Raw genomic sequence first — 22,590 nt, forward strand, 5'->3', positions numbered from 1 at the left:
CTTAGGTCTCCATGACGCCTTTGCGACCCATCAGACCGCGTGGCCGGGTCAAGAGAATAATGACGGCGACCAGATAAATGATGACCTGGTCGATCGAGAAGCCGAAAAACAATGCCTTCACCTGGGTCATGGATGCGAAGCTCTGCAGAACCCCCAACAGGAAGCCGGCGGCGACAGCGCCCGGCAGTGAGCCCATGCCGCCGACGACCACCACGACGAAGCAGAGCACGAGGAAATCCATGCCCATGTGGTAGTTCGGTGACAGGATCGGCGTGTACATGGCACCGGCGAGGCCGGTGACGACGGCGGCGATACCGAACATGGCGGTAAAGCGCTTGTCGATGTCGATGCCCAGCAGGCCGACGGTTTCGCGATCGGCCATGCCGGCGCGCACGACCATGCCGAAGGTGGTGAAGCGCAGGAAGGCGAACACGCCGCCGATGATCAGCGCGGCGAACAGGAAGTACACCAGGCGCCAGATGGGGTAGATGATGGACCCGGGAGACAATCCCAGTGCCGCTCCAACATCGACGGCGCCGCGCAGGGCGTCCGGTGCCGGTTGCGGAATCGGGTTGGCGCCGAAGATCTGTTTGATGATTTCCTGCAGCACGATAGCCAGGCCGAAGGTGACGAGGATCTGGTCGGCGTGCGGACGTTTGTAGAAGTGTTTGATCAACCCCCGTTCCATGGCGATGCCGATAAGGAGCATGGCGGGGATGACGAACAGCAGCGACCAGAAGACGGAGTAGTCGACCATCAATTGGCCAAAGTCTCCGAACCAGAGCTCGGCGTACTGGACCCGGATTTCGAGGGGTTCGCCCCAGGGGTTGGTTTCGGTTTCGGAGAGGGTGACTCGTTCGAGGCTCAGCAGGCCGTTGACGACAACGGTGCAGAAGGCTCCGATCATGAAGAGGGCGCCATGGGCGAAGTTGACGACGCCCAGGGTGCCGAATATAAGCGTCAGGCCCAGGGCGATCAGTGCATAGGCACTGCCTTTGTCCAGGCCGTTGAGAATTTGCAGTAAGATGGCGTCCATCGTCTGTACCTTAAGTTACAGCGAGAGCCCCTTGGGTGGGCTCGTTTGGTAAGGCGGCTGGGTTTCTATTGGTGCCGGGAACCCGCGCCTGGTGCCGGGGGTAGCTCATGCGGGGTCGCCGTATATACATCCATGTAGGCTTGACCGAGGCATCCATGCCTCGCACATCCCCGCCTGAGCTACCCCCGGCACCAGTCGCTCGTATTGGTAGCCAATCCCCAAATAGGGGTCCTAAACCAGGTGCTTACGCTCCCGGATTACACTGACCCAGTGAACCACCGGCAAACATCGGGTGGTCGGGTTCGTACATCACTTGCTCCATTGGCGTGACCTGAACCACTTCCAGCAAGTCGAACTCGGATTCGGGATTTTCCTTACCGCGTACGACCAGCACGTCTTTGAAGCATTGGTGGTCGGCGCCCCGGTAGAGGGTTTTGCCGTTGCCGAGTCCGTCGAATTCGAAGTCCTCGAGGGCTTCGGCGACGGCGCAGGGGTTGAAGCTGCCGGCACGCTGGACGGCGTCCGCGTAGAGCAGGGTCTGGACGTAGCAGGTGTGGGCGGCCTGCGACGGTGGCTGGCCGTATTCGCGGCCGAAGGATGAGACGAAGGTTTGCGACGCCTGGTCCTGCAGGGACCAGTGCCAGTTGGTGGAGCCGAAAATGCCTTTGACGTTCTGGCCGGCACCACGCGCCATCAGGCGTGAGTAGAGCGGGACAACGATTTCGAAGTTTTTGCCGTTGACCATTTTTTCGCGCAGACCGAATTGGACGGCGTTGGTCAGTGAGTTGACCATGTTGGCGCCGTAGTGGTTGAGCACGAGGACGTCGGCGTCGGAGTTGAGAACCGGGGCGATGTAGGAGGAGAAGTCGGTTTCCGCGAGCGGTGTGCGCACGGCGTTGACGGTCTCCCAGCCTTTTTCCTCGGTGGCGGCCATGATGGATTCTTCCTGGGTCCAGCCCCAGGTGTAGTCGGCGGTCAGGTGGTAGGCCTTGCGGTCGGTGCCGTACCTTTCGGCCAGTACCGGGGCCAGGGCGGCGCCGGACATGTAGGCGTTGAAGAAGTGGCGGAAGCCGTTGGCCTTTTTGTCCTTACCGGTGGTGTCGTTGGAGTGGGTCAGGCCAGCCATGAAGATGACACCGGCGTCCTGGCACAATGACTGGACGGCGATGGCGACGCCGGAGGAGGAACCGCCGGTGATCATGATGGCGCCGTCTTTTTCGATCATGGCGCGGGCGGAGGCGCGTGCGGCATCGGATTTGGTCTGGGTGTCGCCGGTGACGTAGTCGACTTTGCGTCCGAGTATGCCGGTGCCGTCCAGTGCTTTGGAGGAGAAGGTGTTGAGCATACCGCCATCGCCTCCACCGTTGAGGTGTTTGACGGCGAGTTCATAGGCACGCAGTTCATCGGCGCCTTCGTCGGCATACGGGCCGGATTGGGGCACGTTGAAGCCGAGCACGACGCTGCCGGGTCCGGGTTCATTGGTGAAGGCATGCGCCTTGGTGAAGATGGTTGGAGCCGCCAGGCCTGCACCGACGGCGCCGCTGCCTTTGATGAACGAGCGACGGTTGGTCTTGAAGTCAGCCATTGTTTCTCTCCTGATTGTGATCTTGTTTTTGTTGTAAAGGCATGCAAAGTCTTTTCGCATGGTTCGCCAGATGGTTACCGTTTCGAGCGAGAGCCTTTGCATCTGACCTGGTTAAAACTTGCACTGGACTGCTTATTAATCAACCAACGCAGCGCGAAATACAACTAATGTCTAAAGCGAGAAACGAAGCTATGCGGCGATTTCCGATTGTTAAGTCGGGGTCACGAATGGCCTCGATCGGTCGCCGATAGACCACTGCGCGCTCAAAAAGCCCCCCTATATGAACAAAAATTGTTACCAAAACGTCATTAAAATCCGTTAGGGTAGTCTCTGGTCATTTTCTGACCATTTGTTCAAATAACTAAAAAACACAACAATGGGATCTGTCGTCGACTCTGAATGGAAGTCAGTGATCCCGGACAACAGACGAGGGAAGGTTATGAACCCGAGGATTTCTCCCCTGGCTCTACTGGTCGCCACGGCCGGTACCGCGCTGACGGCGCAGGCCGATCTGATATTCTCCGAGTACGTCGAAGGCTCTTCCAACAACAAGGCACTGGAAATCCAGAACACCGGTTCCAGTGCTGTGGATCTGAGCCAATACCGCATCGAACTCTATTCCAACGGCAGTACCAGCGTTCAAAACGCGCTCGACCTGAACGGCAGCCTGGCCGCGGGCGATGTGTATGTCATCGCCAACCCGTCCGCCGCGACCGAGATCATGAATGTGGCGGACACCACGTCGGCCGTCACCTATTTCAACGGCAACGATGTCCTGCTGCTGAAATCCAGCGATCAGGTGCTGGACCGCATCGGACAACTGGGCAACAGCGACACCTACGGCTCCAATGTCACCCTGGTGCGCAAGACCAGCATCACCAGTGGTGACACCGAATACGACACCCCCTTCGATCCGTCCGAGCAATGGGACAGCTACCCGAGCGACACCTTCAATTACCTCGGCAACGGCGACGATGGCGGTGGCGATGACGGCGGCGGTTCCGACGACCTCGCCTACTGCGGCGACCCCATGACGCTGATCAGCGCCGTACAGGGCGACGGCGACCAGACGCCGATGATGGGTCAGAACCTGGCCATCGAGGGCATCGTCGTGGCCGACCTGCAAGCCTCCAATGAGCTCAGTGGTTTCTTCATTCAGGAAGAAGACGCCGACCAGGACGGCAACCCGGCCACATCAGAGGGCCTGTTCGTCTACCATACCGATACCGATGTCTCCGTGGGCGACCGTGTCGTCGTCAATGGTACGGCCGACGAATACTACAGCCTGACGCAATTGAACCAGGTATCCCTGATCGACGTCTGCGCCAGCAACCAGATGCTGCCGAGCACAGCGCAACTGGCCATGCCGTTCGACGCCGGACAGTCCCTGGAAAACGTGGAAGGCATGCGAGTCAGCTTCGCGCAGCAACTGACCGTGAACGAGGTGTATCAGCTGGGCCGCTACGGCGAATTCACCGTGTCCGACGGCCGTCGTTACATCCCGACCGAGGTTGCCCTGCCCGGACCGGACGCCGAAGCCGTGGCCGAGCTGAACGACCGCAACAAGCTGCTGGTCGAGGACGGCATCCGCACCCAGAACCCGGACCCGGTCATTTTCCCGGCCCCGGAGCTGAGCGCCTACAACAGCCTGCGCGTGGGCGACACCACCACCGGCCTGACCGGGGTGATGAACTACGCCTTCGGCGCCTACAAGCTGATCCCGACCGAGACGCCGACCTTCGAGGGTTCCAACCCGCGCACCATGGCACCGGAAGACAGCATCGACGGTGAACTGCGCATCGCCAGCTTCAACGTGTTGAACTACTTCAACGGCGATGGGCTCGGCGGCGGCTTCCCGACCGATCGAGGCGCCGATACGCCCAACGAACTGGAGCGCCAGCAGACCAAACTGATCGCGGCCCTGACCGAGCTGGACGCGGACGTCGTCGGCCTGATGGAGATCGAAAACGACGGCTTCGGCCCGAACAGCGCCATTGCCCAGTTGGTCGACGCCCTGAACGCGACCCAGGCCGCCGACGACGTGTACGACTACGTCTCCACCGGCGGAGACGGCATCGGCACCGACGCCATCGCCGTGGGTCTGATCTACCGTCCGGCCCAGGTGGCACCGGTAAACGCCGCCCAGGTGCTGTCCAGCGCCAACTCCCCGCTGGATGACAACGGCGACCCGCTGTTCAACGACGACAAGAACCGCCCCGCCCTGACCCAGAGCTTCGAGCATCTGGACAGCGGCGACCGCTTCACCGTCGTCGTCAACCACCTGAAATCCAAGGGCTCTTCCTGTGAAGACCTCGGCGACCCGACCGACCCGAACGGCCAGGGCAACTGCAACGGCATCCGCACCGACGCGGCGCACGCTCTCGGTCAATGGCTGGCCACGAACCCGACCGGCATCGACGACGAGGACGTCCTGGTGATGGGCGACCTGAACGCCTACTCCATGGAAGACCCGATCCGCGCCCTCGCCGAGTACGGTTACGACTCGGTCAAGCCGGAAGGCGAGTACTCCTACGTCTTCGACGGTGAAAGCGGCAACCTGGACCACGCCCTGGCCTCGGACAGCCTGGCGGACAAGGTGGTTCTGGTTCAGGACTGGCACATCAACACCGACGAGCCGCTGGCGCTGGACTACAACACCGAGTACAAGTCCGACGCCCAGGTCGAGTCGTTCTACGCACCAACGCCCTACCGGTCTTCCGACCACGATCCGGTCATCCTGGACCTGAAACTCACTCCGCCCAACGTGGCTCCGGTAGCCGACTTCAGCGTCTACAAGCTGTTCTTTTGGTACATTTTTATCAGCGACAGCCATGATCCTGACGGCACTGTGGTGGCGCAGGACTGGCAGGTCGGCCCGTACGAATTCTCGGGCGACTGGGGCTTCCTCCCGAAATGGTTGATCAAGCGCAACCGGATCCAGGAAGCGACCCTGACCGTCACCGATGACGATGGCGCCACCAGCGAGGTGACGCAGACGCTGCCGCGCTGATTCGTCGATTGACGCGGCTACACGTCTAAACAGGGGGAGGCTCATGCCTCCCCATTAACAACAACTTAAGGTCACTATTTCCACATTGCTCAACAGTCTTATCAAACTCAATGTTGAGACATTCATTGAAAAAAATATATATCACTGACTGGAAAGACGAACTCGTCCTAGTTAGAAATCACACTTTAATTCAAAAATCAAACCCTTATTAATATGCATACTCAGCCAGGCAATGCCGGTGCAATCTAATAATCGAGCACAGATACTAATTACCAGAGTGGGTTTGACTAGCACTCAGTCTCTGCAGTTCATTTTCTAGCTCTGCTATTTCTGATTCCAAACTTAAATAGTCAACACCACCTTCGATCAACAAAGTTTTTTTAAGTTTCATTTTCTCAATATTTGATATAATATTCTTTGCCTTCGCTGCAGCAGTATACTCTCTAGCTATGTCTACAATTGAGAATTCACTTGTATCATCCGACGGTATTTTAAGCCCGGCTTCTTCATACTTGGACAGAGTAATGGTATCTGTGGAATAGCTGTCTTGATCACTAACTGATGCGATAAATTCTTGACTTGAAAGATAATTGTAATATTCGTTTGCTTTTTCTATACAATAATCAATCATTTGATAAGTGCAATAATACTTTACGTAAGGAGACTGTTGATAGTCTCTTATCCTAAGAAGTTCTTCTGACAAAAGCCCGGTACTATAGTGCGTAATGGTCATCACTGCATTTTCCAGGTATTCTCTATTCTCGCTACTATATTCCTTTTTCTTCTTTATCAACCCGCCAAATAGAGAGATAGTTGCTGATGCCTTGAAATCTTTTTTAACGCTGCTTTCAAAGAATTCCAATGAAGCTATCAGTTTATGCTCAACACCTCGAGATACTTGACTTACGAATCTATCACCGCAAAGCTGTGGATTACTGATATCTCTATTTAATTCCATAGTATTACTATCAAACCTTGTATTCACCCCACCCACTTTAAAATGAAAAAGGTTTGACTCTTTGGTATTTGTGGTAGCCTCTTCAAATAAATATCTAGCAGCCCCCCTTGCACCAACTATCCAAAACGACAAATTCGCGCTACCATTTATAGAATAGTCTTGTATGAATGTATTTTCATTGATCGAAGTGAAAAGTCTGATACTTGACCTACTTTGTCGGTTTATTTGGTGTTCACCAACAATGCAATCACTTAGGAAACTGCCTATACCAATTTCACTACTATTCAATCCGCCAAACCCCTTCCCCAATACATCACTTGTTATGTTGGCTTTACCAATATTAACGGTTTCTGCAGCATAACCATCAATCACTATTAAAGCTAATAGAAAGAGCAATATAACTCTCAACATCCTTTTTTACCTTTATTAAATTGAGGGCTCTTTCGAGCCCTCTTTTATAACAGAAAAAACTAATAGCTATTCAATACAGAATCGTCGTAAGCAATGAGATCTGACTTGTTCGACATATAATAGTCAGCACATTTTGAACCATAGGGGTTATTCTTACAATACTCAAGTATCTCTTCTGCTAGTGAGTAATTATTTTGAGTAATGTACACTATATTTTCGAGCACATCTTGGTCCTCAATACGTCCATTGGTTCTTAAATACTGTGCAACGCGATGATCTGCTTTCGATTTACCATACTCTTGGCTTACATCAGTCATGATGTATTCTCGATACAGGTTTGAAAGTTCTGAATTTTGAGGTTGTTCAAGCTTAGGAATACCCGAGGTACTGTATCTTGAAATCTCATACCCTGAAACCGCATAGTCTGAGAGTAAAGCAAGCTGGCTGCGGAAATCAGTTTGTGCGTACTCAGTAGCATCCTCAAATAGAGAAAGACATTTACCTAACTCAAAGGCGTTATTGGCTGTCGCAGTTGTGCAATCAGAGAGATTACCAGTGCTCGATGCGCCAAATTTGATTAACTGACTTGGATCACCTCCTTTTTGCCTGACATTCACACTGACTCTTGTAGCCGAAGACAACTGCTCAGATAAATCGCTGAGTTCCCCTTCAAATGACACTCCTGTTTTAGTGAACTTCAATGCGCCTGAAAGTAGCTCTCTATCAGACCTGCTAGTCGATGTAAGTGTTAATGTAACGCTCAAATTAGCAGCATACTCAATCGCAGTAACAAATTGATCCCCAAACGCCTCAACATAGTTTTCAGGGTGACTGTCCAATATTGTCTGACATTGATCCGTAAGAGAAAAAGAGCCTACTCTAGCATCTGCAGGCCTATAGACCTCCTTTTTAGGAATATACGTAACGGTCATATTTATTGACTGTGAAATACTATTTGAGGATATGCTGTGTGCCCAATCAGAACCCGCTCCAATTGAAATCAAAGGGTTTTCAACACCCACGCTCGCATTTCCATTATAAATATTACTAGCCTCCTCATGAGTCAAATTATATGTGCTGAACACTTTCTGGACCACATTGCCACCAAGTTCTTTTTTTCCATCAAGACAGAGATACCCCTTCCCTAAACTCTTCAGAGTATTGTATCCATAACCCAAATATAGATAATTATCACCATCATTGTGATCAACATTTAACTTCATGTATTCTGGTATAGGAGATGATGACACGTTAGCTATTGCAACTAACGTGACGAGAAGCGAAAGAATTGTAACTCTCATATTAAACCCTCTGCATCGATGTCGATATATAAATAATCAATCAGTTTAGCCACTGAACATATTGATCAAAATCACTCAACAATGAATATTTCCCAAATGGGATCTAGTTCAAGGTGGCCCCGATCATAAGCTTCGGGTGCATGCCTATCATTAAGTTGATTTTCAACATCTTCACATGATGGAAAGTACCACTCCATATCTCTAGTATTGTAGTGCACATAGCGTTGGATTTCATTTAGAAAACCAACTGCCCATGTATTTTCCCGCAAAGAATTATTACATGCACTGACAAACTCGGAATGAAGTTTAACAGGCAGATCAAAAGGCAAAGGGTTAATTTTCAAACTTAGACTAGAAGAAACTGAATTATCATCAAGACCATAACAAGTAAGATCACCAATATGCGTTTCTACAACTTCACGACTGGACATGTCTACTATCACGTCAGCTATGTCTATATTAGACTCTAATCCTAATACAAATCCACTAGAGTGCCTTTTTGCGGTTGATACTTCATTTGTATAAATATTCTTAAATTCGCATCCAATTACATTTTGAGCCTCAAAAGCCACATCCGGTAGTGAATTTTGTGTTGCGATGATCTGCTCTGGGTCTATCAAATTTGGATCCGGAATTATAAGATCATCTCCATCATACTCCTTTAACAATGGCTGAGAAACAGATGTCAATTTATTGTACTGATTTTCACACAAGTCATTATATGGATTATCAAAACAATACTCTGACACTTTTGATATAAGATATGCGTTATGGCTCGCATACTGCTTAATCTCACTTATTGCACTTAATTGCTCAGGCTCCACTAGATAAGAGTATTTTCCCAACAACTCGTTTGCGCGCTCCAAATCAGACATCGCATCTTTATATCGCTGTTCTAATAGCCGTAGGAAAAACTTATTGCTTGGCACACTACTTCCCCCCGAAGGCACGAGCGAGTATAAACCCGCATTGGCAAATGAGGTCGTGGTATAGCTCAATACATTATATTTGCTTTCATCTGATAGTTGGCTACCAAAGTCGCTTGCATACTGAAGGGCATCTCTGAATGCTGATTTACAAGAAGCAAGGTCTTTCATCGAACAACTAAGAATGTTGTTTGGTAATATTTCGGCAAGTCGAGCTGAATCGCCTCCATGCTGATATGCTTTAATATCTATACTAATAGTACGTCGCTCTGCTATTGAGAGCTTTTCCATGAACCCTTCAATACTTGCAACCCATGATCCTTGAGTTGCTAATTTTGCGTGTGCATCCCAAGCTTCTTTTTGGGATTTACTGCCAAAAGTAAGTTCCATTTGGACGAGAAGTGATGCGCCTAAGTTTAGCTGAGATATGAATTCATCACCAACGTATGTCAGAAAATCAGTTTCACTAATTCTCCCTGCATTTAATTCGTCGACAAAATTTTGGCAAGCATCTGAAATTCTATATCCACCACTACCTGGGTTAAATCGGACTACATCAGGAACTACGGTTGCAGAAGCTGTCCAAGTCGAACTAAAGTCACTGTTTCTGAATTCATTTTCGATACTTCCTCCAGCTGACAACTGGACCAAAGGAAAATCCAGCCCCGAGTCAATCCCACCGGATAAAACGTCCTTGATTTGTTCAGTGCTCATATTGTGCACGAACTGAAACTCAGCTACTGGACTTCCAGTCGAGTTATCATGTGGCGCCGTGACACAATAAAAATTACCTATTTGTTCGGATGCAGAACTGAATGGCATTCCAAGCTGGGCATAATCCATTATCTCGCTTGGAACTGTTGTGCTCGCAGCGGTGAAGCTAGAAACGCCAGCTGCTAATAAGCTTGCAAGTACTATTTGTTTTTTCATTCGAATTCCTGTTCTAGATTAAATTACTGTCCACTTGGACAGGTTTACTGTTACATAAACTTACATTTGTAACAATCCAGAAACACAAACCTTTGTAAATGGTAATGAAAATATTGATATTAGTGAAATTAACTCATCAATCAGAAATTAGCTGGGCATCTCAAGTCTAAGTATTTAGACAGACACTATTGCACATGATTACCAGGTCACCCACATGAAGCCTCGGGTAGCAAGGTGTACTTCCTAAATGGTTAATCTAGCCTTACCGGATCCAGGAAGCGACTCTAGCCATCACCGATGACGACGACGCAGCAGTAAAGTCATCAAGAACTCTGCCGCGTTGAGACGACGATTGAGGCGACAGCCATCTAAATAGGGAGGAGTTAGGCTTTCCTTTTTTTATGCTCGAATTCATCTTCAACTCCCGGTCACAAATCAGCCCGCACATTCGACTTTCAGTCACGCAGTGAAAAATCTCGCAACAAAGTGTTCACTTTATAACTTTTGTTATATATGGTGATCACAGATCAAAAGTTGACCGAATGATCAAATAACAAAAAATCGCCGAAGGAAGGCGCCGAGAGTGAGGGATCCGCTCCCCGAGCACTCACGAGGTAAAACAATGACAATGAGAAATGCCTGCCTGACCAAACTGGCGCTGGCTGTGGCTGCGGTCTCCGCGGCTGGCCAGGTTCACGCCGCTGTCGCCTGTGGCGACACCAGTACCCCCATTTCAGAGATCCAGGGCAGCGGTAGCAGCACGCCCAAAGCCGGTGAGACGGTGACCGTGGAAGGGATCGTGACTGCGGATTTGCAGGACGGTTCAAAACTGAATGGTTTCTTCATTCAGTCGACGGATGACGATGCAGATGCAGACCCAATGACATCCGAAGGTCTGTTCATCTACGCCCAAACTCCCGATGTGGCCGAGGGCGATGCAGTCATCATCTCGGGCGAAGCCAAAGAACACTACGGACATACTCAAGTATCCGCCACCGCTATAGAAATATGCAGTTCCGACAATCAGCTGCCAAGCCCTGCATCAGTATCCCTCCCTTTGGACAGTGAAGACACACTGGAAACCCTGGAAGGTATGAGGATTCAGCTTGATCAAACGCTCACAGCGAACGATGTGCGTGAGTTGGCTCGCTTCGGTGCTTTCTGGGTCTCAAATGGTCGTCGATTCCAGCCCACTGAGGTAGCCCTACCCGGATCAGATGAAGCTCAATCCATTGCCACAACCAACGAGCTGAACCGACTGCTAGTCGATGATGGTAACGACAGCCAGAACCCGGAACCGGTTGTCTATCCGAATGGAAACCTGAGTGCCCACAACTCTTTAAGAAACGGGGAAACCCTCTCGGGTCTGACAGGGGTCGTCTACTACACGTGGAGTCAGTACCGGCTGTTCCCAACCGAACCTCTTCAATACGGTGGAACCAACCCGCGCACCACAGCACCGGAAACCAGCATCGACGGCAACCTGCGCGTCGCCAGCTTCAACGTCCTGAACTACTTCAACGGCGACGGCGAAGGCGGTGGTTTCCCGACCGCACGTGGCGCCGACGATGCGGAAGAACTGGAACGCCAGAAAGACAAACTGATCGCCGCGTTGGAAGCGCTCGACGCCGATGTCATCGGTCTGATGGAAATTGAAAACGACGGCTTCGACGAGCTCAGCGCCATCGCGCAACTGGTCGACGCGCTCAATGCCACTCAGAGCGAATCGGATCAATACGCTTTTGTTGACCCCGGCGTCGCCACGATTGGTGACGACGACATCGCCGTGGGCCTGATTTATCGTCCAACCCAGGTGTCACCGGTCAACACGGCCAAGATTCTGTCCAGCAACAACTCGCCGCTCGACGACAGCGACGCGCCCCTGTTCAACGACGATAAAAACCGCCCGGCTCTGGCGCAAAGCTTCGAAGACGCAGGTACCGGCGACCGGTTCACCGTTGTGGTCAATCACTTAAAATCCAAAGGCTCCTCCTGTGAAGACCTCGGCGATCCGGAAGACCCGAACGGTCAGGGCAACTGCAACCAGATCCGCACCAACGCGGCCCAGGCATTGAGCCAATGGCTCGATACCGACCCGACCGGCGTGGACGATGACGACATTCTGATCATCGGCGACCTGAACGCCTACAGCATGGAAGATCCGATCCGGGCATTGTCTGACGCCGGATACGACTCGCTGAAAGCCGAGGGTGAATACTCCTACGTCTACGACGGTATGAGCGGCAACCTGGACCACGCATTGGCCAACGATTCACTGGCCAACAAAGCGGTACTGGTTCAGGACTGGCACATCAACACCGACGAACCCTCGGCGCTGGATTACAACCTGGAGTACAAATCCGACGCTCAGGACGTGTCGTTCTATGCCGCCACTCCGTTCCGCTCGTCCGACCACGACCCCGTGATCGTTGACTTCAAGATGGTAGCGGATGATGACGACTCCGATGACGGGTCGGATTCAAATGACGACAGCAACGACTCGAATACCGATGGCAATGATAAAGACGACAAGGATGACAGGGGGCCGTTTGGCGGTGCCTTTATGCCTGTCGGTGGATTGCCGGGTGCGTTGGTTGGAATCTTGATGGTTGTTGGACTGGTTCGCCTGCGCGGTAACCGCTAACCACCGGTCGTTACCTCAGATCATCGACCGTTATGGACGGGCCGAGAAGAGCTTATGCTCTGGCCCGTTTAGCGGCGGATAACGGCCTTCGGCCCCGATGCCGGGATGCCGGATCAGACGTACCATTTCCGCCCTTTGTGAATCGTCGATTGACGCGAAACCACGTCGAGTAGGGCAGAAGTGGTCCGACACATCGGGCGACAGCGTTATCTGCCATAGGAATGATAATGAGCCAGTGGACCCTTCCAATGGCTCATTTTTCTCCCCCGGCAGATAACGCTGTCGCTCTTCTGCCCTACGACTCCCCCAATCTTTCCATCCGTCACCAAACCTTCATCCCGCCGACCCCTAACTGTCATCCGGGTTACATAGGCTACCCTCATCCCCGAACCGTGGAGCCCGCCCATGACTCACCGTTCCGTTCGTGCCGTTTTTATTTCGGACATTCATCTGGCCAACCTGAACAGCCAGGTCGACCTGCTCGCCGACTTCCTGAACAACACCGACATGGACCAGCTCTACCTGCTCGGTGACATTGTCGACCTCTGGAAATTGAGCACCCGCAAGGGCCGCTGGCACCGTCGGCACGAAAAGATTCTGCAGTTGATTCTGGCCAAGGCACGGAACGGCACCGAGGTCACTTACGTACCCGGCAACCACGACCCCTTCTTTCGCCACTTCGCCGACACCCGACTCGGGCCGATCCGGGTGGAATACGAAGCCATCCACACCGCCGCCAGCGGCGAGCGCTATCTGCTGTTGCACGGCGACCGTTTCGATGACGACATCTACTGCGGTCACTTCTGGTGGCATCTGGGGGAATGGGCCTATGAATCCGTCGTTACCCTGAACCGGTACCTGAACAAGGTGCGAGCGCGGTTCGGCAAGCCTTACTGGTCCCTGCCCGGCGCACTGAAAATGCGCAGCAAGAAAGCCCAGGCCTATATCGACAGTTTCGAGGCCAAAGTGGTGAGCTATGCCAAACAACAGGGTGTGCAGGGCGTCGTCTGTGGACACATCCACCAGAGCAAGTTGCATATCGAAGACGGTTTCGTCTACGCCAACGACGGAGACTGGGTCGAAAGCTGTTCGGCGTTGCTCGAACACCACGACGGCAGTCTGGAACTGATCCAGGTTCCGCACCGCCAGGGTGAACCCAGAATACACTTACACCCATCCCCGACCTGGCAAACCAAACGGTCAAGTTCGATCTAAAAAGTGAGAACGGTTACACGATCCAACAAATCGTTACCCGATTAAGTGTCAAGTGTTTCACAAAGCAGGCACCGTCACATTGCGCTTTCAAGGCATAGGGACCACTCTTGGTCGTAAACATGTCGAGCGAGTGACGGTGTCCGAAACGCGGACACACCTCAGCAGTTCGCCGACCGGAACGGACGCCCCGGGGAGGCCTGAATGCTGGCTCTATTATCTGTTCTCACACTCTTCCTGCTGGGTTTCGTGGTCGGTTACTGGTCCATGCACCTGTACCCAAGACTGCGACCCTTTCGCTACAGCCACCACACTGAACCCCAGTTGCCGGCTTCGTCCACGACCAGCCAATTGCAGACGCTGGCCAAGCTGTACGACCTGCCGTCAATCGTCGCGGACAGCCGGAACGATGCCGAACGCATCGATGCGCTGGTTCGCTGGGTGCACGATCAATGGAAACCTCAGCCTGGGCACTCGGCCGGGACGGACAACCCGCTGGACATCCTGTCGCGTGCCGCACAGGGCGAACGCTTCTGCCGGGCCGACTACGTCACGGTGCTGGCCAATGCCCTCCAGGCCATCGATCTACCCACCCGCTTACTCGAATTACACACGAGAGACAGCCATTGGCGCCCCTTTGGTGGCTACTACCAGGGAATGGAAGTCTTTCTCAGGGACAAGCAAAAGTGGGTCTGGGTCGATGCGCAATACGACGCCGTCATTCTGAATCACGGCGAGTTTTGCAGTGCACTGGAAATCAAGGAAGCCTTGCTGGATTGGAACAACGGTCTGGAACTGGCGTCGGCCGAAGGCATTACCGACATCGACAGCTATTTGGCCTTTCTTGGGCCGTTTCTGGACATCTTCATTGCCCAGCCCCTGGGACAACCCCGTCGATTCGCCCTGGTGCCGCCGCAACTGAAGTTCCCGCGCCGCCACCACGGCCTGGGTCGCACCCTGTACGACCAGCGTTGTCACTCAATGGACGTGTTCTACGCCGGTCACCCGACCCCGCAGATCGTACCGACCCCGATCCGCCCAAGAGGAGCGTTCAGGCCGCACTCGGTCAGCGCGTGACGGTGTAAATGGACATGGCCCGACGTACCGGGCCATTCCGGTTGCCAACTGATCCCGATCGTAGGGCAGAAGAGCCCGAGGCGACATCTGCCGATCAGAAGCAGAGGCAATAGATAAATTGCCGGCAAATAACCGTAGGGCAGAAGTGGTCCGACACATCGGGCGACAGCGTTATCTGCCGTTGTCGATGTTGGCGATAAACACGCTCCCGGCGATAAACTAGACCTCGGCTGGTTCGTCATTCCTGCCTGTTGCTTGCCCTGTTGCCACCGTTTTAACGGCAGATAACGCTGTCGCTCTTCTGCCCTACGTGTCGGACAAGTCTAACTCGTAGCCTATGGCCCCGGCAGATATCGCCTCGGGCTCTTCTGCCCTACGGTTTCCCAATCAAACCACCGGTCAATCGGTCACCCAAACGACTTAACCACCCGAATTCGCCGACCGGTCCGAATCTTCCAGCGGCTCGAAATCCTCATCATCCAACTCGGGCACTTCCTTCGCTTGGTAACTGGCGTCGATCTGTTTCAGCGTTCTGCACATGCTGTTGATGCGCTCATCCTGGGCGTGGATGTGTTCCAGCAGGGCTTTGATGGCGTGTGCCGTCGGGTCGGGCATTTGGGAGACACCGTAGGCATCGAACCCGATTTTCTTGGCCATTTCCTGCTGCTTCTCGCTGAACGGCAGTACCTTTTCACCCTTGTGCTTGACGATGCGCCCGGGAATGCCGACCACGGTCGCCGCTTCCGGCACTTCCTTGGTCACAACGGCATTGGAGCCGATGCGGGCGTCTTTGCCCACGCTGAACGGCCCCAGCACCTTGGCACCGGCACCGACAATAACGCCGTCTTCGAGTGTCGGGTGGCGCTTGCCTTTCCGCCAGCTGGTACCGCCGAGGGTGACACCCTGGTAAATGGTGACATCGTCGCCGACTTCGGCCGTCTCGCCGATAACAACGCCCATACCGTGGTCGATGAAGAACCGACGACCGATCTTGGCCCCGGGATGGATTTCGATGCCGGTCAACCAGCGCGATACCTGCGAGATCCAGCGGGCCAGGGTTTTCAACCGCCATTGCCACAGCTTGTGCGTCAGCCGATGCACCAGAATGGCGTGCAGACCCGGGTAGTTCAGCAGTACTTCGAACCAGTTACGGGCCGCCGGATCACGGTCAAAGACGCTTTGGATGTCTTCTTTCACACCTCGGAACATAGTCAGGGCTTCCTTATGGATTTGTCGACCTGAGTCAGCATGCCACGCAGGATGTTGGCTTCCACCTCATCAGGCTGGGCGCGGAGAATGAGTCGACGCAGCTTATTCATCAGAGTCCGTGGGTTATTGGGGTCGAGGAAATCAATCTCAACCAGGGTTTTTTCCCAGTGATCGAACAGACCTTCCAGTTGCTCACTGCGGGCCGGCGGCTGGTCCCAGGTCACGCCCCAGCGTTCGGGCGTCTGGGGTTCGGCCAGCACCTGGCGCATGCGCAGCTCGTAGACCATCACCTGAACCGCCTGAGCCACATTCAGCGAACTGTAATCCGGGTTCGCCGGGATGTTCACGTGGCAGTGACACCGGGCCAGCTCCTCATTGGTCAACCCGCTGCGTTCACGTCCGAACAACAACGCCACTGGCGAACCAGCCGGATGATCGGCCACACGGTCCGCCATCTCACGCGGGTTAACCAGCGGCCACGGCAGGGACCTCGAGCGCGCCGAGGCACCGACGACCAGACCGCACTCGGCGATCGCCTCATCCAGATCCTCCACCACCTGCGCCTGGTCCAGCACATCCTGGGCGCCCGAGGAACGGGCATAGGCTTCCTCGCTCGGGAAATCCGCCGGGGACACCAGAACCAGCCGGGTCAGCCCCATTGTCTTCATCGCCCGGGCGGCCGCCCCGATGTTGCCGGAATGGGAGGTATGGACCATCACAACGCGGATATCGTCCGGATTGATCGCCTCTTGCATGGCCGGTTCGGTCTGTGACATCAAAAAACACTCTCTGGCTATTAACGGTTGGACACAATAGCTGTATCATACCCGCCCTTTTTCGGGAAAGCTCCCGTGTGTCGCCCAAGGCCCTTCAGCGTCAGTATGCTGGACACAGCGCCCGGCGGTGCAACCGTTGTTTAACAAACCCGTCCCTGCGGATAACCCCAGATGGCCCGCACGACCTGTCCCGCCGGCACTTCCGTGACCCGGCTGGCCCACTCGTGCGCCCGTCGATGACTGTGTGAGTACCCAGAACCATGCAACCGATCCAGACCATAGCCCTGCGCGCCGCCCGTGGCGCCGCCGACAAACTGAGCTACACCCTGAGCAACATCGAATCACTGACCGTCGAAGGTGCCACCCGCAAGGACGTGTTCGACAAAGCCATCGAAGACGCCGCCTGGCGTGCCCGCAAAGCCATCCGCAAAGCCCACCAGCGCCACCACATCGACAGCCTGCACATCGGCATGGACGAAAGCCGCGACCACGACGGCCAATCCAGCTGGAAAATCAACGTCCTCACCGGCGAATCCAACTACCGCTCCGGCTACCCCGGCTACCTGATCAACATCGCCTACTACGTCAAAGACCGCATCGAAGCCGTCGCCCTGCTCGACCCCGTCACCGGCGACGAATACACCGCCATGCGCGGACGCGGCATGCAACTCAACGAACGCCGCATGCGCGCCGACGGCACCAACCTCGACAACGCCATCGCCGCCGTCGACAGCAACGACTTCAGCCAAACCCAACGCTGGGCCGAACGCACCGGCGCTCTGCGCGTCACCGGCTGTGGCTTGCTCAACATCGCCTACCTCGCCACCGGCCGCGTCCAGCTCGCCTACGCCGACAACCTCAACGACTACGACTTCCACGCCGCCAGCCTGCTTATCCAGGAATCCGGCGCCCTCTCCGGCGACCGCAGCGGCGGCCCGGCCAGCGCCAAGAAAGCCGAACTGCTGGCCGCCGCACCCAAGGTGTTCAAACAGGCGTTGGCCAGCCGCTGAGACGGTGAATTGCAGGAGCCATGATCCGCACGCGGCGCTGTGCGCGATTACGCGAATAGTAGTTGTCCAGCCTCCCGGCTGGACGGGTCGCGCACGGAGTGCACTCCTACATTTTCAGGAACCGGCGGAGCAATCGGATCACATGATTGCGGCACCGATGGCCAGTGGTGGATGTCCGGGTTACTGGGCGGGTCGCGCACGGCGTGCGCTCCTACATACCTCTGGAGTCAACTGAGATATCGGATCGTTGTGGCATTGAAGACCAGCGCCGGGGGCCCGGTATTCCCATACGGGGATATCTGAGGCAGGACGCCGAAGCTAAGCCTACATGGATGTATTCACGGCGGCCCCGAATGGGAATACCGGGCCGCCGGTGCGGGTTCCAGGCACCCAGCAATCCCAGCAGGATCCTGTGACGAAAGTCACGGCTTAACCGCCCACCGCCGCCGCTGCCCGAAAGACCGTGTTATAGTCCGCCCGCTTCAACCAATGGAACCGTTGTTTTGACCGACCTGCTCCACATCTACGCCGGCCAACACGCCCTCAAGCACATCCGCCAGCAAGGCCTCTCGCCCCAGGACATCCGCGTCATCCTCGGCGCCTCCGGCGGCCCCAAATGGTTCGTGCTCAGCCACCTCGACCGCTACTTCGCCCGCGAATGGCTGCCGCGCATCCCCCACCCCATCGACATGATGGGCAGCTCCATCGGCGCCTGGCGCATGGCCTCCTACGCCAACCTCAACCCGGTGGCCGCGATCGATCGATTGGAAGATGGCTACAAAAACCAGCGCTACTCGGAAAACGCCGAAGCCGACGAAATCACCGCCAAGGTCATCGAATTCGTCGACTACGCCCTGGGCGACACCCCGTTCGACGACCTGCACCCCAACCGCCACCTGCATCTGGTCACCGCCCGGTGCAAAGGCGCCACGGCCGCCGCCTCCGCGCGTCGACAGGCCTGGGCATTCGGTCGCGTCGCCCTGAGCAACCTGATCAGCCGCTCCAACCTGCCCCGCTATTTCGACCGCGTCGTCTTCCGCACACGCGGCGCCAGCCTTCCCCTGGCTCACTGGGACCAGTTTGCGACCCAACAGGTCGACCTGACCGCCAACAACCTGCGCCCGGCGCTGCAAGCCAGCGGCGCAATACCGGTGGTTATCCACGGCGTCACCAATCCGCCCGGCGCCCCGAGCGGGGTCTACCGCGACGGCGGCATGGCGGACTACCACTTCGACCTGCCGCTCAAACCGGACAACGGCCTGGTGCTCTACCCGCATTTCTCACCGGTGATGAAACCCGGCTGGTTCGACAAACCCCTGCGCTGGCGCAAAGTCACCGCGGACCACTACAGCCACACCATCGTGATCTGCCCCAGCCCGGCTTTCATCGAATCTCTCCCGTTCCGGAAAATCCCGGACCGGAAAGACTTCGAACGCCTGGATGACACTACCCGATTGAACTACTGGCAAACGGTCATCGATGAAAACCAGCGCCTGGTGGACGAGTTCGATGACTGGTGGCAACAGGGTTGCCCGCTGGAAAAAGTTCGTCCGATCGAAGAGATCGCTGCCTAGTCATGGAACGGGCAACACCACCCGTACCCTGAGACCTCCGAGTGTGGAGCGATCAAACGTCATCTCGCCCCGATAGCTGTCCACGACGGCCTGGCATATCGAGAGTCCCAGCCCATGTCCCCTCTCGGTTCGATCGGACTCATCCAGCCGGACACCTCGTCCGGCGAGTCGCTCGTAATCGGCTTCGACGACGCCGGCACCATCGTCTTCCACGTCCCACCGCCATGCTGTTTCGACGCGACGCAGGCTCAACCGCACTCTGGACCGCGCATGGCGGCAGGCGTTATCCAACAGATTACCCAACAGTTCCAGAACATCGTCGCGATCGAACGGCAGGGTATCCACATCGGGCAAATCCAGTTCCACGCGGGGCGCCTCGCGATACAGACGAGACATCATATCGACCAGATAGGGTAATTCTTCAGCGGGGGCAAATCGGCGCCCCGGACTGGGGGTACCGGCAATTCGGGCACGACGTAATTCGCGATCGATCCGCTCGTGCAACTGGTGGTAGACCCGCATCAACGCTTCCCGATCGTCAGGCCCGGACTGCCGATCGGCCAGAGAGTGCAGTTGCTGCAAGGGACGCTTGAGTTCGTGAGACAAATTACCAAGCGCAGTACGCGACCGGCGAATCTGTTGATCGGAGCGCTCCAGCACACTCAACAAAGCGTCCACCAGGGGCGCCACTTCCTCGGGAAGCGATTCGGGAATTTGGCTTTCAATACCCAGACGGTGCGCTTCCAGCTCACGTTGCAGCGGTTTCAACCGGGCAAAACCTCGTCGCAACACCCGCCGTTGCATCCACAGCAAAACGGCGACGGCAACCAGTACCAGCAACAACAGAACGCTTTCGAATCGGCGCTGCTCCATCTGCAGGGGAGCAAGATCCTCGGCTATCCAGAGCGAGTACACCTGGCCGCCCTTCTCGAACCCCAGTTGCCACACCAACCAGGTCTGACCGTTCAACTCACGCCGAATACCGACGCGTGTCTCGCCGGGAAGAAGCCGTTCCACCTCGAAGGTCAAATCCCACAGGGAGCGGGACCGGTCGGTGCGATCCGGACCGCTGAGGATATAGTAGTGTCCGGAATGAGCACGCTGATAGACACTGGGCAACTGATTGTCCGTTATGCGCCAATCGTCCGGACCGGCCACCACCAGCGAGGTTATGAGGCTTTCGGCATCGTGCTCCAGACGGGTCAGAACGAAATCGCGGCTCAGCCGGCTCACCGCGATGTCCACGAATACCAGCACGCCCCCCATGACCAGAACGAGCACCACCAACAACCGGAACCGGATTCCGCGTTCCAGCGATGGCCGGCGCCGACCGCGCGGGTCTCTAGGCATCCTGTTCCATCGTCAGCCGATAACCCTGTCCGCGCCGGTTGGTGATCCGTTCGCGCCCCAGTCTCTGACGCAGACGATTGATGTAGACTTCAATCACATTGCTGTCCGTCAAGCGCTCTTCCTCATAGATGTGCTCGCTCAGTTCGGTTTTGGAGAGATAACGGTCGGGGTGGAGCATCATGTACCGCAACAGACGGAATTCGATGCCGGTAAGACAATGTACCCGTCCTTCGCGATCGGTCACGGTTTGCCGGTCGGTATCCAGCGTCAGACCCGCTACCCTCAGGTTCGCCGGTGTCTGGCCATGGCTTCGATGAATAATGGACTCAATGCGGGCCAGAAGTTCTTCGACGTGAAACGGCTTTCCCAGGTAGTCGTCGGCCCCGGCTTTGAGACCATCCACCCGTTCGTGCCAGGTATCGCGGGCGGTCAATACCAATACCGGCACAGCCAGGCCATCGCGGCGCCAACCGGTCAGCACATCCAACCCGGAACAACCGGGCAAGCCAAGGTCGAGGATGACCAGATCGAATGATTCCTCACGGGCGAGGAAATCACCGTCCAGCCCATTGTCGGACCATTCCACGGCATACCCGCCCCGGCGCAGACGAGGGAGTAAGTCGTCGACGACGGCGACATCATCCTCGACCAACAACAAGCGCATCTTCAGTCCTCGATGTCCATTTCAATCATTTGCCCCGTCGCCGCATCGAATTCGAACTCACGCACGATACCGTCGGCACCCAATACCTCGACTTCGTAGAGAAATCGCTTCACGCCATGTTCCTCTTCCGCCTCGACCTCGACGTCCAGCAATCGCCCGTTGAGCAAGTCGGCATGTCGTTCCAGCAGCGTTTCAAGTGACAGGATCGTCCCCTGCGCGACCATCTCGCGCACGTCTTCGGAGCGCAGATGACGCTCCGAGGCCAGTGCAACATCCGGCAGGCCGAGCACGCTAATCGTCCCAACGACCATAACCCGGTATAACCACGGTATCTTCATCAAAGACTCCTCGCTGCGCCGCATCCCCGTGGCACGCCTGACATTGGCTGAATCCGCCCACCTCGGGGTTACCCGTTACCCGGCGATCGGGTATCTCACGATGCTGGCGCTTGAAAAACGGAGTGTCGGTTACTCTCAACGGCGTTTCATCCGACGTCAATCCCCGCAGGAACCGGCGGGTTACCCGGCTCTGTGTATCGGCGGCGTTGGCCAACAGGTAGTTGCTGATCCGATCCGAATCGTCGGGCAACAGTTCGGCGTTTTCACCGAAATGGTTGTCGAGTCCGGACATCAGGGCCTGCCAGCTTCGCCGGGGCAACAGACCCGCCGGATACGCCAGATGGCACGCCGAGCACTCGGCCCGATACAGTTCGCGCCCCGCACCCGGGGTGCCCGAAAGCCCGCTTTGACGTCCGTCATCATAGTCTTCTTCCCACCGGTCTTCATCTTCCTCGCCGGTATACCCGCTGACGCCATCGGCGCTCGCCAGCCCGATGATCCCCAGGCCCAGGGCACCTCCCAAAAGAACAGTGCCAAGGTACCAGCGCCACAGTGCAATGCGTTCGTTCATCGATAGCC

17 protein-coding genes are annotated in these 22,590 nt (G+C 55.5%); 6 read left to right on the forward strand and 11 right to left on the reverse strand.

All coding sequences use genetic code 11. The features are described from left to right. Position 1: 1 nt before the first annotated feature. Together IE111_RS01390 and IE111_RS01395 are read right to left on the reverse strand one after the other, a co-directional pair. Positions 2-1,036: a branched-chain amino acid ABC transporter permease gene (locus tag IE111_RS01390; protein WP_189606701.1), complete on the reverse strand. Its 1,035-nt coding sequence runs from the start codon at positions 1,034-1,036 to the stop codon at positions 2-4. A 244-nt stretch (positions 1,037-1,280) separates the two neighbouring features. Further along, entirely contained in the window at positions 1,281-2,621 is a 1,341-nt protein-coding gene (locus IE111_RS01395) for an ABC transporter substrate-binding protein (RefSeq protein WP_189606702.1), read from the reverse strand. A 439-nt stretch (positions 2,622-3,060) separates the two neighbouring features. On the opposite strand from IE111_RS01395, the gene IE111_RS01400 reads away from it, so the two are divergent. Continuing rightward, positions 3,061-5,631: an ExeM/NucH family extracellular endonuclease gene (locus tag IE111_RS01400; protein WP_189606703.1), complete on the forward strand. Its 2,571-nt coding sequence runs from the start codon at positions 3,061-3,063 to the stop codon at positions 5,629-5,631. 265 nt (positions 5,632-5,896) lie between these two features. Here the strand turns inward: IE111_RS01400 and IE111_RS01405 are convergent, their stop codons facing one another. The 3 genes from IE111_RS01405 to IE111_RS01415 all read right to left on the reverse strand — a co-directional run bounded on the left by IE111_RS01405 (position 5,897) and on the right by IE111_RS01415 (position 10,157). Further along, entirely contained in the window at positions 5,897-7,000 is a 1,104-nt protein-coding gene (locus IE111_RS01405; protein ID WP_189606704.1) for a hypothetical protein, read from the reverse strand. A gap of 59 nt (positions 7,001-7,059) precedes the next feature. Next, positions 7,060-8,301: a hypothetical protein gene (locus IE111_RS01410; RefSeq protein WP_189606705.1), complete on the reverse strand. Its 1,242-nt coding sequence runs from the start codon at positions 8,299-8,301 to the stop codon at positions 7,060-7,062. Between the two features lie 71 nt (positions 8,302-8,372). Next, positions 8,373-10,157 carry a hypothetical protein gene (locus IE111_RS01415; protein ID WP_189606706.1) on the reverse strand — a complete coding sequence of 595 codons (1,785 nt, stop codon included), beginning with the start codon at positions 10,155-10,157 and terminating at the stop codon, positions 8,373-8,375. Between the two features lie 622 nt (positions 10,158-10,779). Between IE111_RS01415 and IE111_RS01420 the strand changes: the two genes are divergently transcribed. The 3 genes from IE111_RS01420 to IE111_RS01430 all read left to right on the forward strand — a co-directional run bounded on the left by IE111_RS01420 (position 10,780) and on the right by IE111_RS01430 (position 15,090). Next, positions 10,780-12,801: an ExeM/NucH family extracellular endonuclease gene (locus IE111_RS01420; RefSeq protein WP_189606707.1), complete on the forward strand. Its 2,022-nt coding sequence runs from the start codon at positions 10,780-10,782 to the stop codon at positions 12,799-12,801. 405 nt (positions 12,802-13,206) lie between these two features. After that, complete coding sequence (locus IE111_RS01425) at positions 13,207-14,016, forward strand: UDP-2,3-diacylglucosamine diphosphatase (protein WP_189606708.1); 810 nt, start codon at positions 13,207-13,209, stop codon at positions 14,014-14,016. A 201-nt stretch (positions 14,017-14,217) separates the two neighbouring features. Continuing rightward, on the forward strand, positions 14,218-15,090 hold the full coding sequence (locus tag IE111_RS01430; RefSeq protein WP_189606709.1) for a hypothetical protein: 873 nt from the start codon (positions 14,218-14,220) through the stop codon (positions 15,088-15,090). A gap of 420 nt (positions 15,091-15,510) precedes the next feature. Here the strand turns inward: IE111_RS01430 and cysE are convergent, their stop codons facing one another. Continuing rightward, a complete protein-coding gene (gene cysE, locus IE111_RS01435; RefSeq protein ID WP_189606710.1) occupies positions 15,511-16,299 on the reverse strand; it encodes a serine O-acetyltransferase in 789 nt (262 codons plus the stop codon). A 2-nt stretch (positions 16,300-16,301) separates the two neighbouring features. Continuing rightward, positions 16,302-17,075 (reverse strand): tRNA (cytosine(32)/uridine(32)-2'-O)-methyltransferase TrmJ, encoded by a 774-nt coding sequence (gene trmJ / locus IE111_RS01440; protein WP_229805092.1) that lies wholly within the window; start codon positions 17,073-17,075, stop codon positions 16,302-16,304. A 260-nt stretch (positions 17,076-17,335) separates the two neighbouring features. On the opposite strand from trmJ, the gene IE111_RS01445 reads away from it, so the two are divergent. Beyond that, entirely contained in the window at positions 17,336-18,085 is a 750-nt protein-coding gene (locus IE111_RS01445; protein ID WP_189606711.1) for an inositol monophosphatase family protein, read from the forward strand. A 503-nt stretch (positions 18,086-18,588) separates the two neighbouring features. Beyond that, positions 18,589-19,659 (forward strand): alpha/beta hydrolase, encoded by a 1,071-nt coding sequence (locus IE111_RS01450; protein WP_189606712.1) that lies wholly within the window; start codon positions 18,589-18,591, stop codon positions 19,657-19,659. Here IE111_RS01450 and IE111_RS01455 read toward each other — a convergent pair whose 3' ends face one another. Genes IE111_RS01455 through IE111_RS01470 form a run of 4 tightly spaced genes read right to left on the reverse strand, consistent with a single transcriptional unit; the run spans position 19,660 to position 22,582 of the window. Beyond that, positions 19,660-21,009, reverse strand: a complete 1,350-nt coding sequence (locus tag IE111_RS01455; RefSeq protein ID WP_189606713.1) for a sensor histidine kinase — start codon at positions 21,007-21,009, stop codon at positions 19,660-19,662. Further along, the gene (locus IE111_RS01460; protein WP_189606714.1) at positions 21,002-21,673 is read right to left on the reverse strand and encodes a response regulator transcription factor; all 672 of its coding nucleotides are present in this window, start codon (positions 21,671-21,673) and stop codon (positions 21,002-21,004) included. The genes IE111_RS01455 and IE111_RS01460 overlap by 8 nt, the downstream gene beginning before the upstream one ends. A gap of 2 nt (positions 21,674-21,675) precedes the next feature. Continuing rightward, positions 21,676-22,011, reverse strand: coding sequence for a PepSY domain-containing protein (locus IE111_RS01465; RefSeq protein WP_189606715.1), 336 nt, complete (start codon positions 22,009-22,011; stop codon positions 21,676-21,678). Then, entirely contained in the window at positions 21,965-22,582 is a 618-nt protein-coding gene (locus IE111_RS01470) for a diheme cytochrome c (RefSeq protein WP_189606716.1), read from the reverse strand. The genes IE111_RS01465 and IE111_RS01470 overlap by 47 nt, the downstream gene beginning before the upstream one ends. Between the last annotated feature and the right edge of the window lie 8 nt (positions 22,583-22,590).

The sequence above is a fragment of the Saccharospirillum salsuginis genome (genome assembly GCF_014651855.1).
In the GTDB taxonomy this organism is placed as follows: Bacteria; Pseudomonadota; Gammaproteobacteria; order Pseudomonadales; family Natronospirillaceae; genus Saccharospirillum; species Saccharospirillum salsuginis.

What these genes read in the sequence shown, in the direction of transcription:
- IE111_RS01390 (WP_189606701.1), bottom strand. Translation starts at nt 1,036, where the DNA reads ATGGACGCCATCTTACTGCAAATTCTCAACGGCCTGGACAAAGGCAGT.
- IE111_RS01395 (WP_189606702.1), bottom strand. Translation starts at nt 2,621, where the DNA reads ATGGCTGACTTCAAGACCAACCGTCGCTCGTTCATCAAAGGCAGCGGC.
- IE111_RS01400 (WP_189606703.1), top strand. Translation starts at nt 3,061, where the DNA reads ATGAACCCGAGGATTTCTCCCCTGGCTCTACTGGTCGCCACGGCCGGT.
- IE111_RS01405 (WP_189606704.1), bottom strand. Translation starts at nt 7,000, where the DNA reads ATGTTGAGAGTTATATTGCTCTTTCTATTAGCTTTAATAGTGATTGAT.
- IE111_RS01410 (WP_189606705.1), bottom strand. Translation starts at nt 8,301, where the DNA reads ATGAGAGTTACAATTCTTTCGCTTCTCGTCACGTTAGTTGCAATAGCT.
- IE111_RS01415 (WP_189606706.1), bottom strand. Translation starts at nt 10,157, where the DNA reads ATGAAAAAACAAATAGTACTTGCAAGCTTATTAGCAGCTGGCGTTTCT.
- IE111_RS01420 (WP_189606707.1), top strand. Translation starts at nt 10,780, where the DNA reads ATGACAATGAGAAATGCCTGCCTGACCAAACTGGCGCTGGCTGTGGCT.
- IE111_RS01425 (WP_189606708.1), top strand. Translation starts at nt 13,207, where the DNA reads ATGACTCACCGTTCCGTTCGTGCCGTTTTTATTTCGGACATTCATCTG.
- IE111_RS01430 (WP_189606709.1), top strand. Translation starts at nt 14,218, where the DNA reads ATGCTGGCTCTATTATCTGTTCTCACACTCTTCCTGCTGGGTTTCGTG.
- cysE (WP_189606710.1), bottom strand. Translation starts at nt 16,299, where the DNA reads ATGTTCCGAGGTGTGAAAGAAGACATCCAAAGCGTCTTTGACCGTGAT.
- trmJ (WP_229805092.1), bottom strand. Translation starts at nt 17,075, where the DNA reads ATGTCACAGACCGAACCGGCCATGCAAGAGGCGATCAATCCGGACGAT.
- IE111_RS01445 (WP_189606711.1), top strand. Translation starts at nt 17,336, where the DNA reads ATGCAACCGATCCAGACCATAGCCCTGCGCGCCGCCCGTGGCGCCGCC.
- IE111_RS01455 (WP_189606713.1), bottom strand. Translation starts at nt 21,009, where the DNA reads ATGCCTAGAGACCCGCGCGGTCGGCGCCGGCCATCGCTGGAACGCGGA.
- IE111_RS01460 (WP_189606714.1), bottom strand. Translation starts at nt 21,673, where the DNA reads ATGCGCTTGTTGTTGGTCGAGGATGATGTCGCCGTCGTCGACGACTTA.
- IE111_RS01465 (WP_189606715.1), bottom strand. Translation starts at nt 22,011, where the DNA reads ATGAAGATACCGTGGTTATACCGGGTTATGGTCGTTGGGACGATTAGC.
- IE111_RS01470 (WP_189606716.1), bottom strand. Translation starts at nt 22,582, where the DNA reads ATGAACGAACGCATTGCACTGTGGCGCTGGTACCTTGGCACTGTTCTT.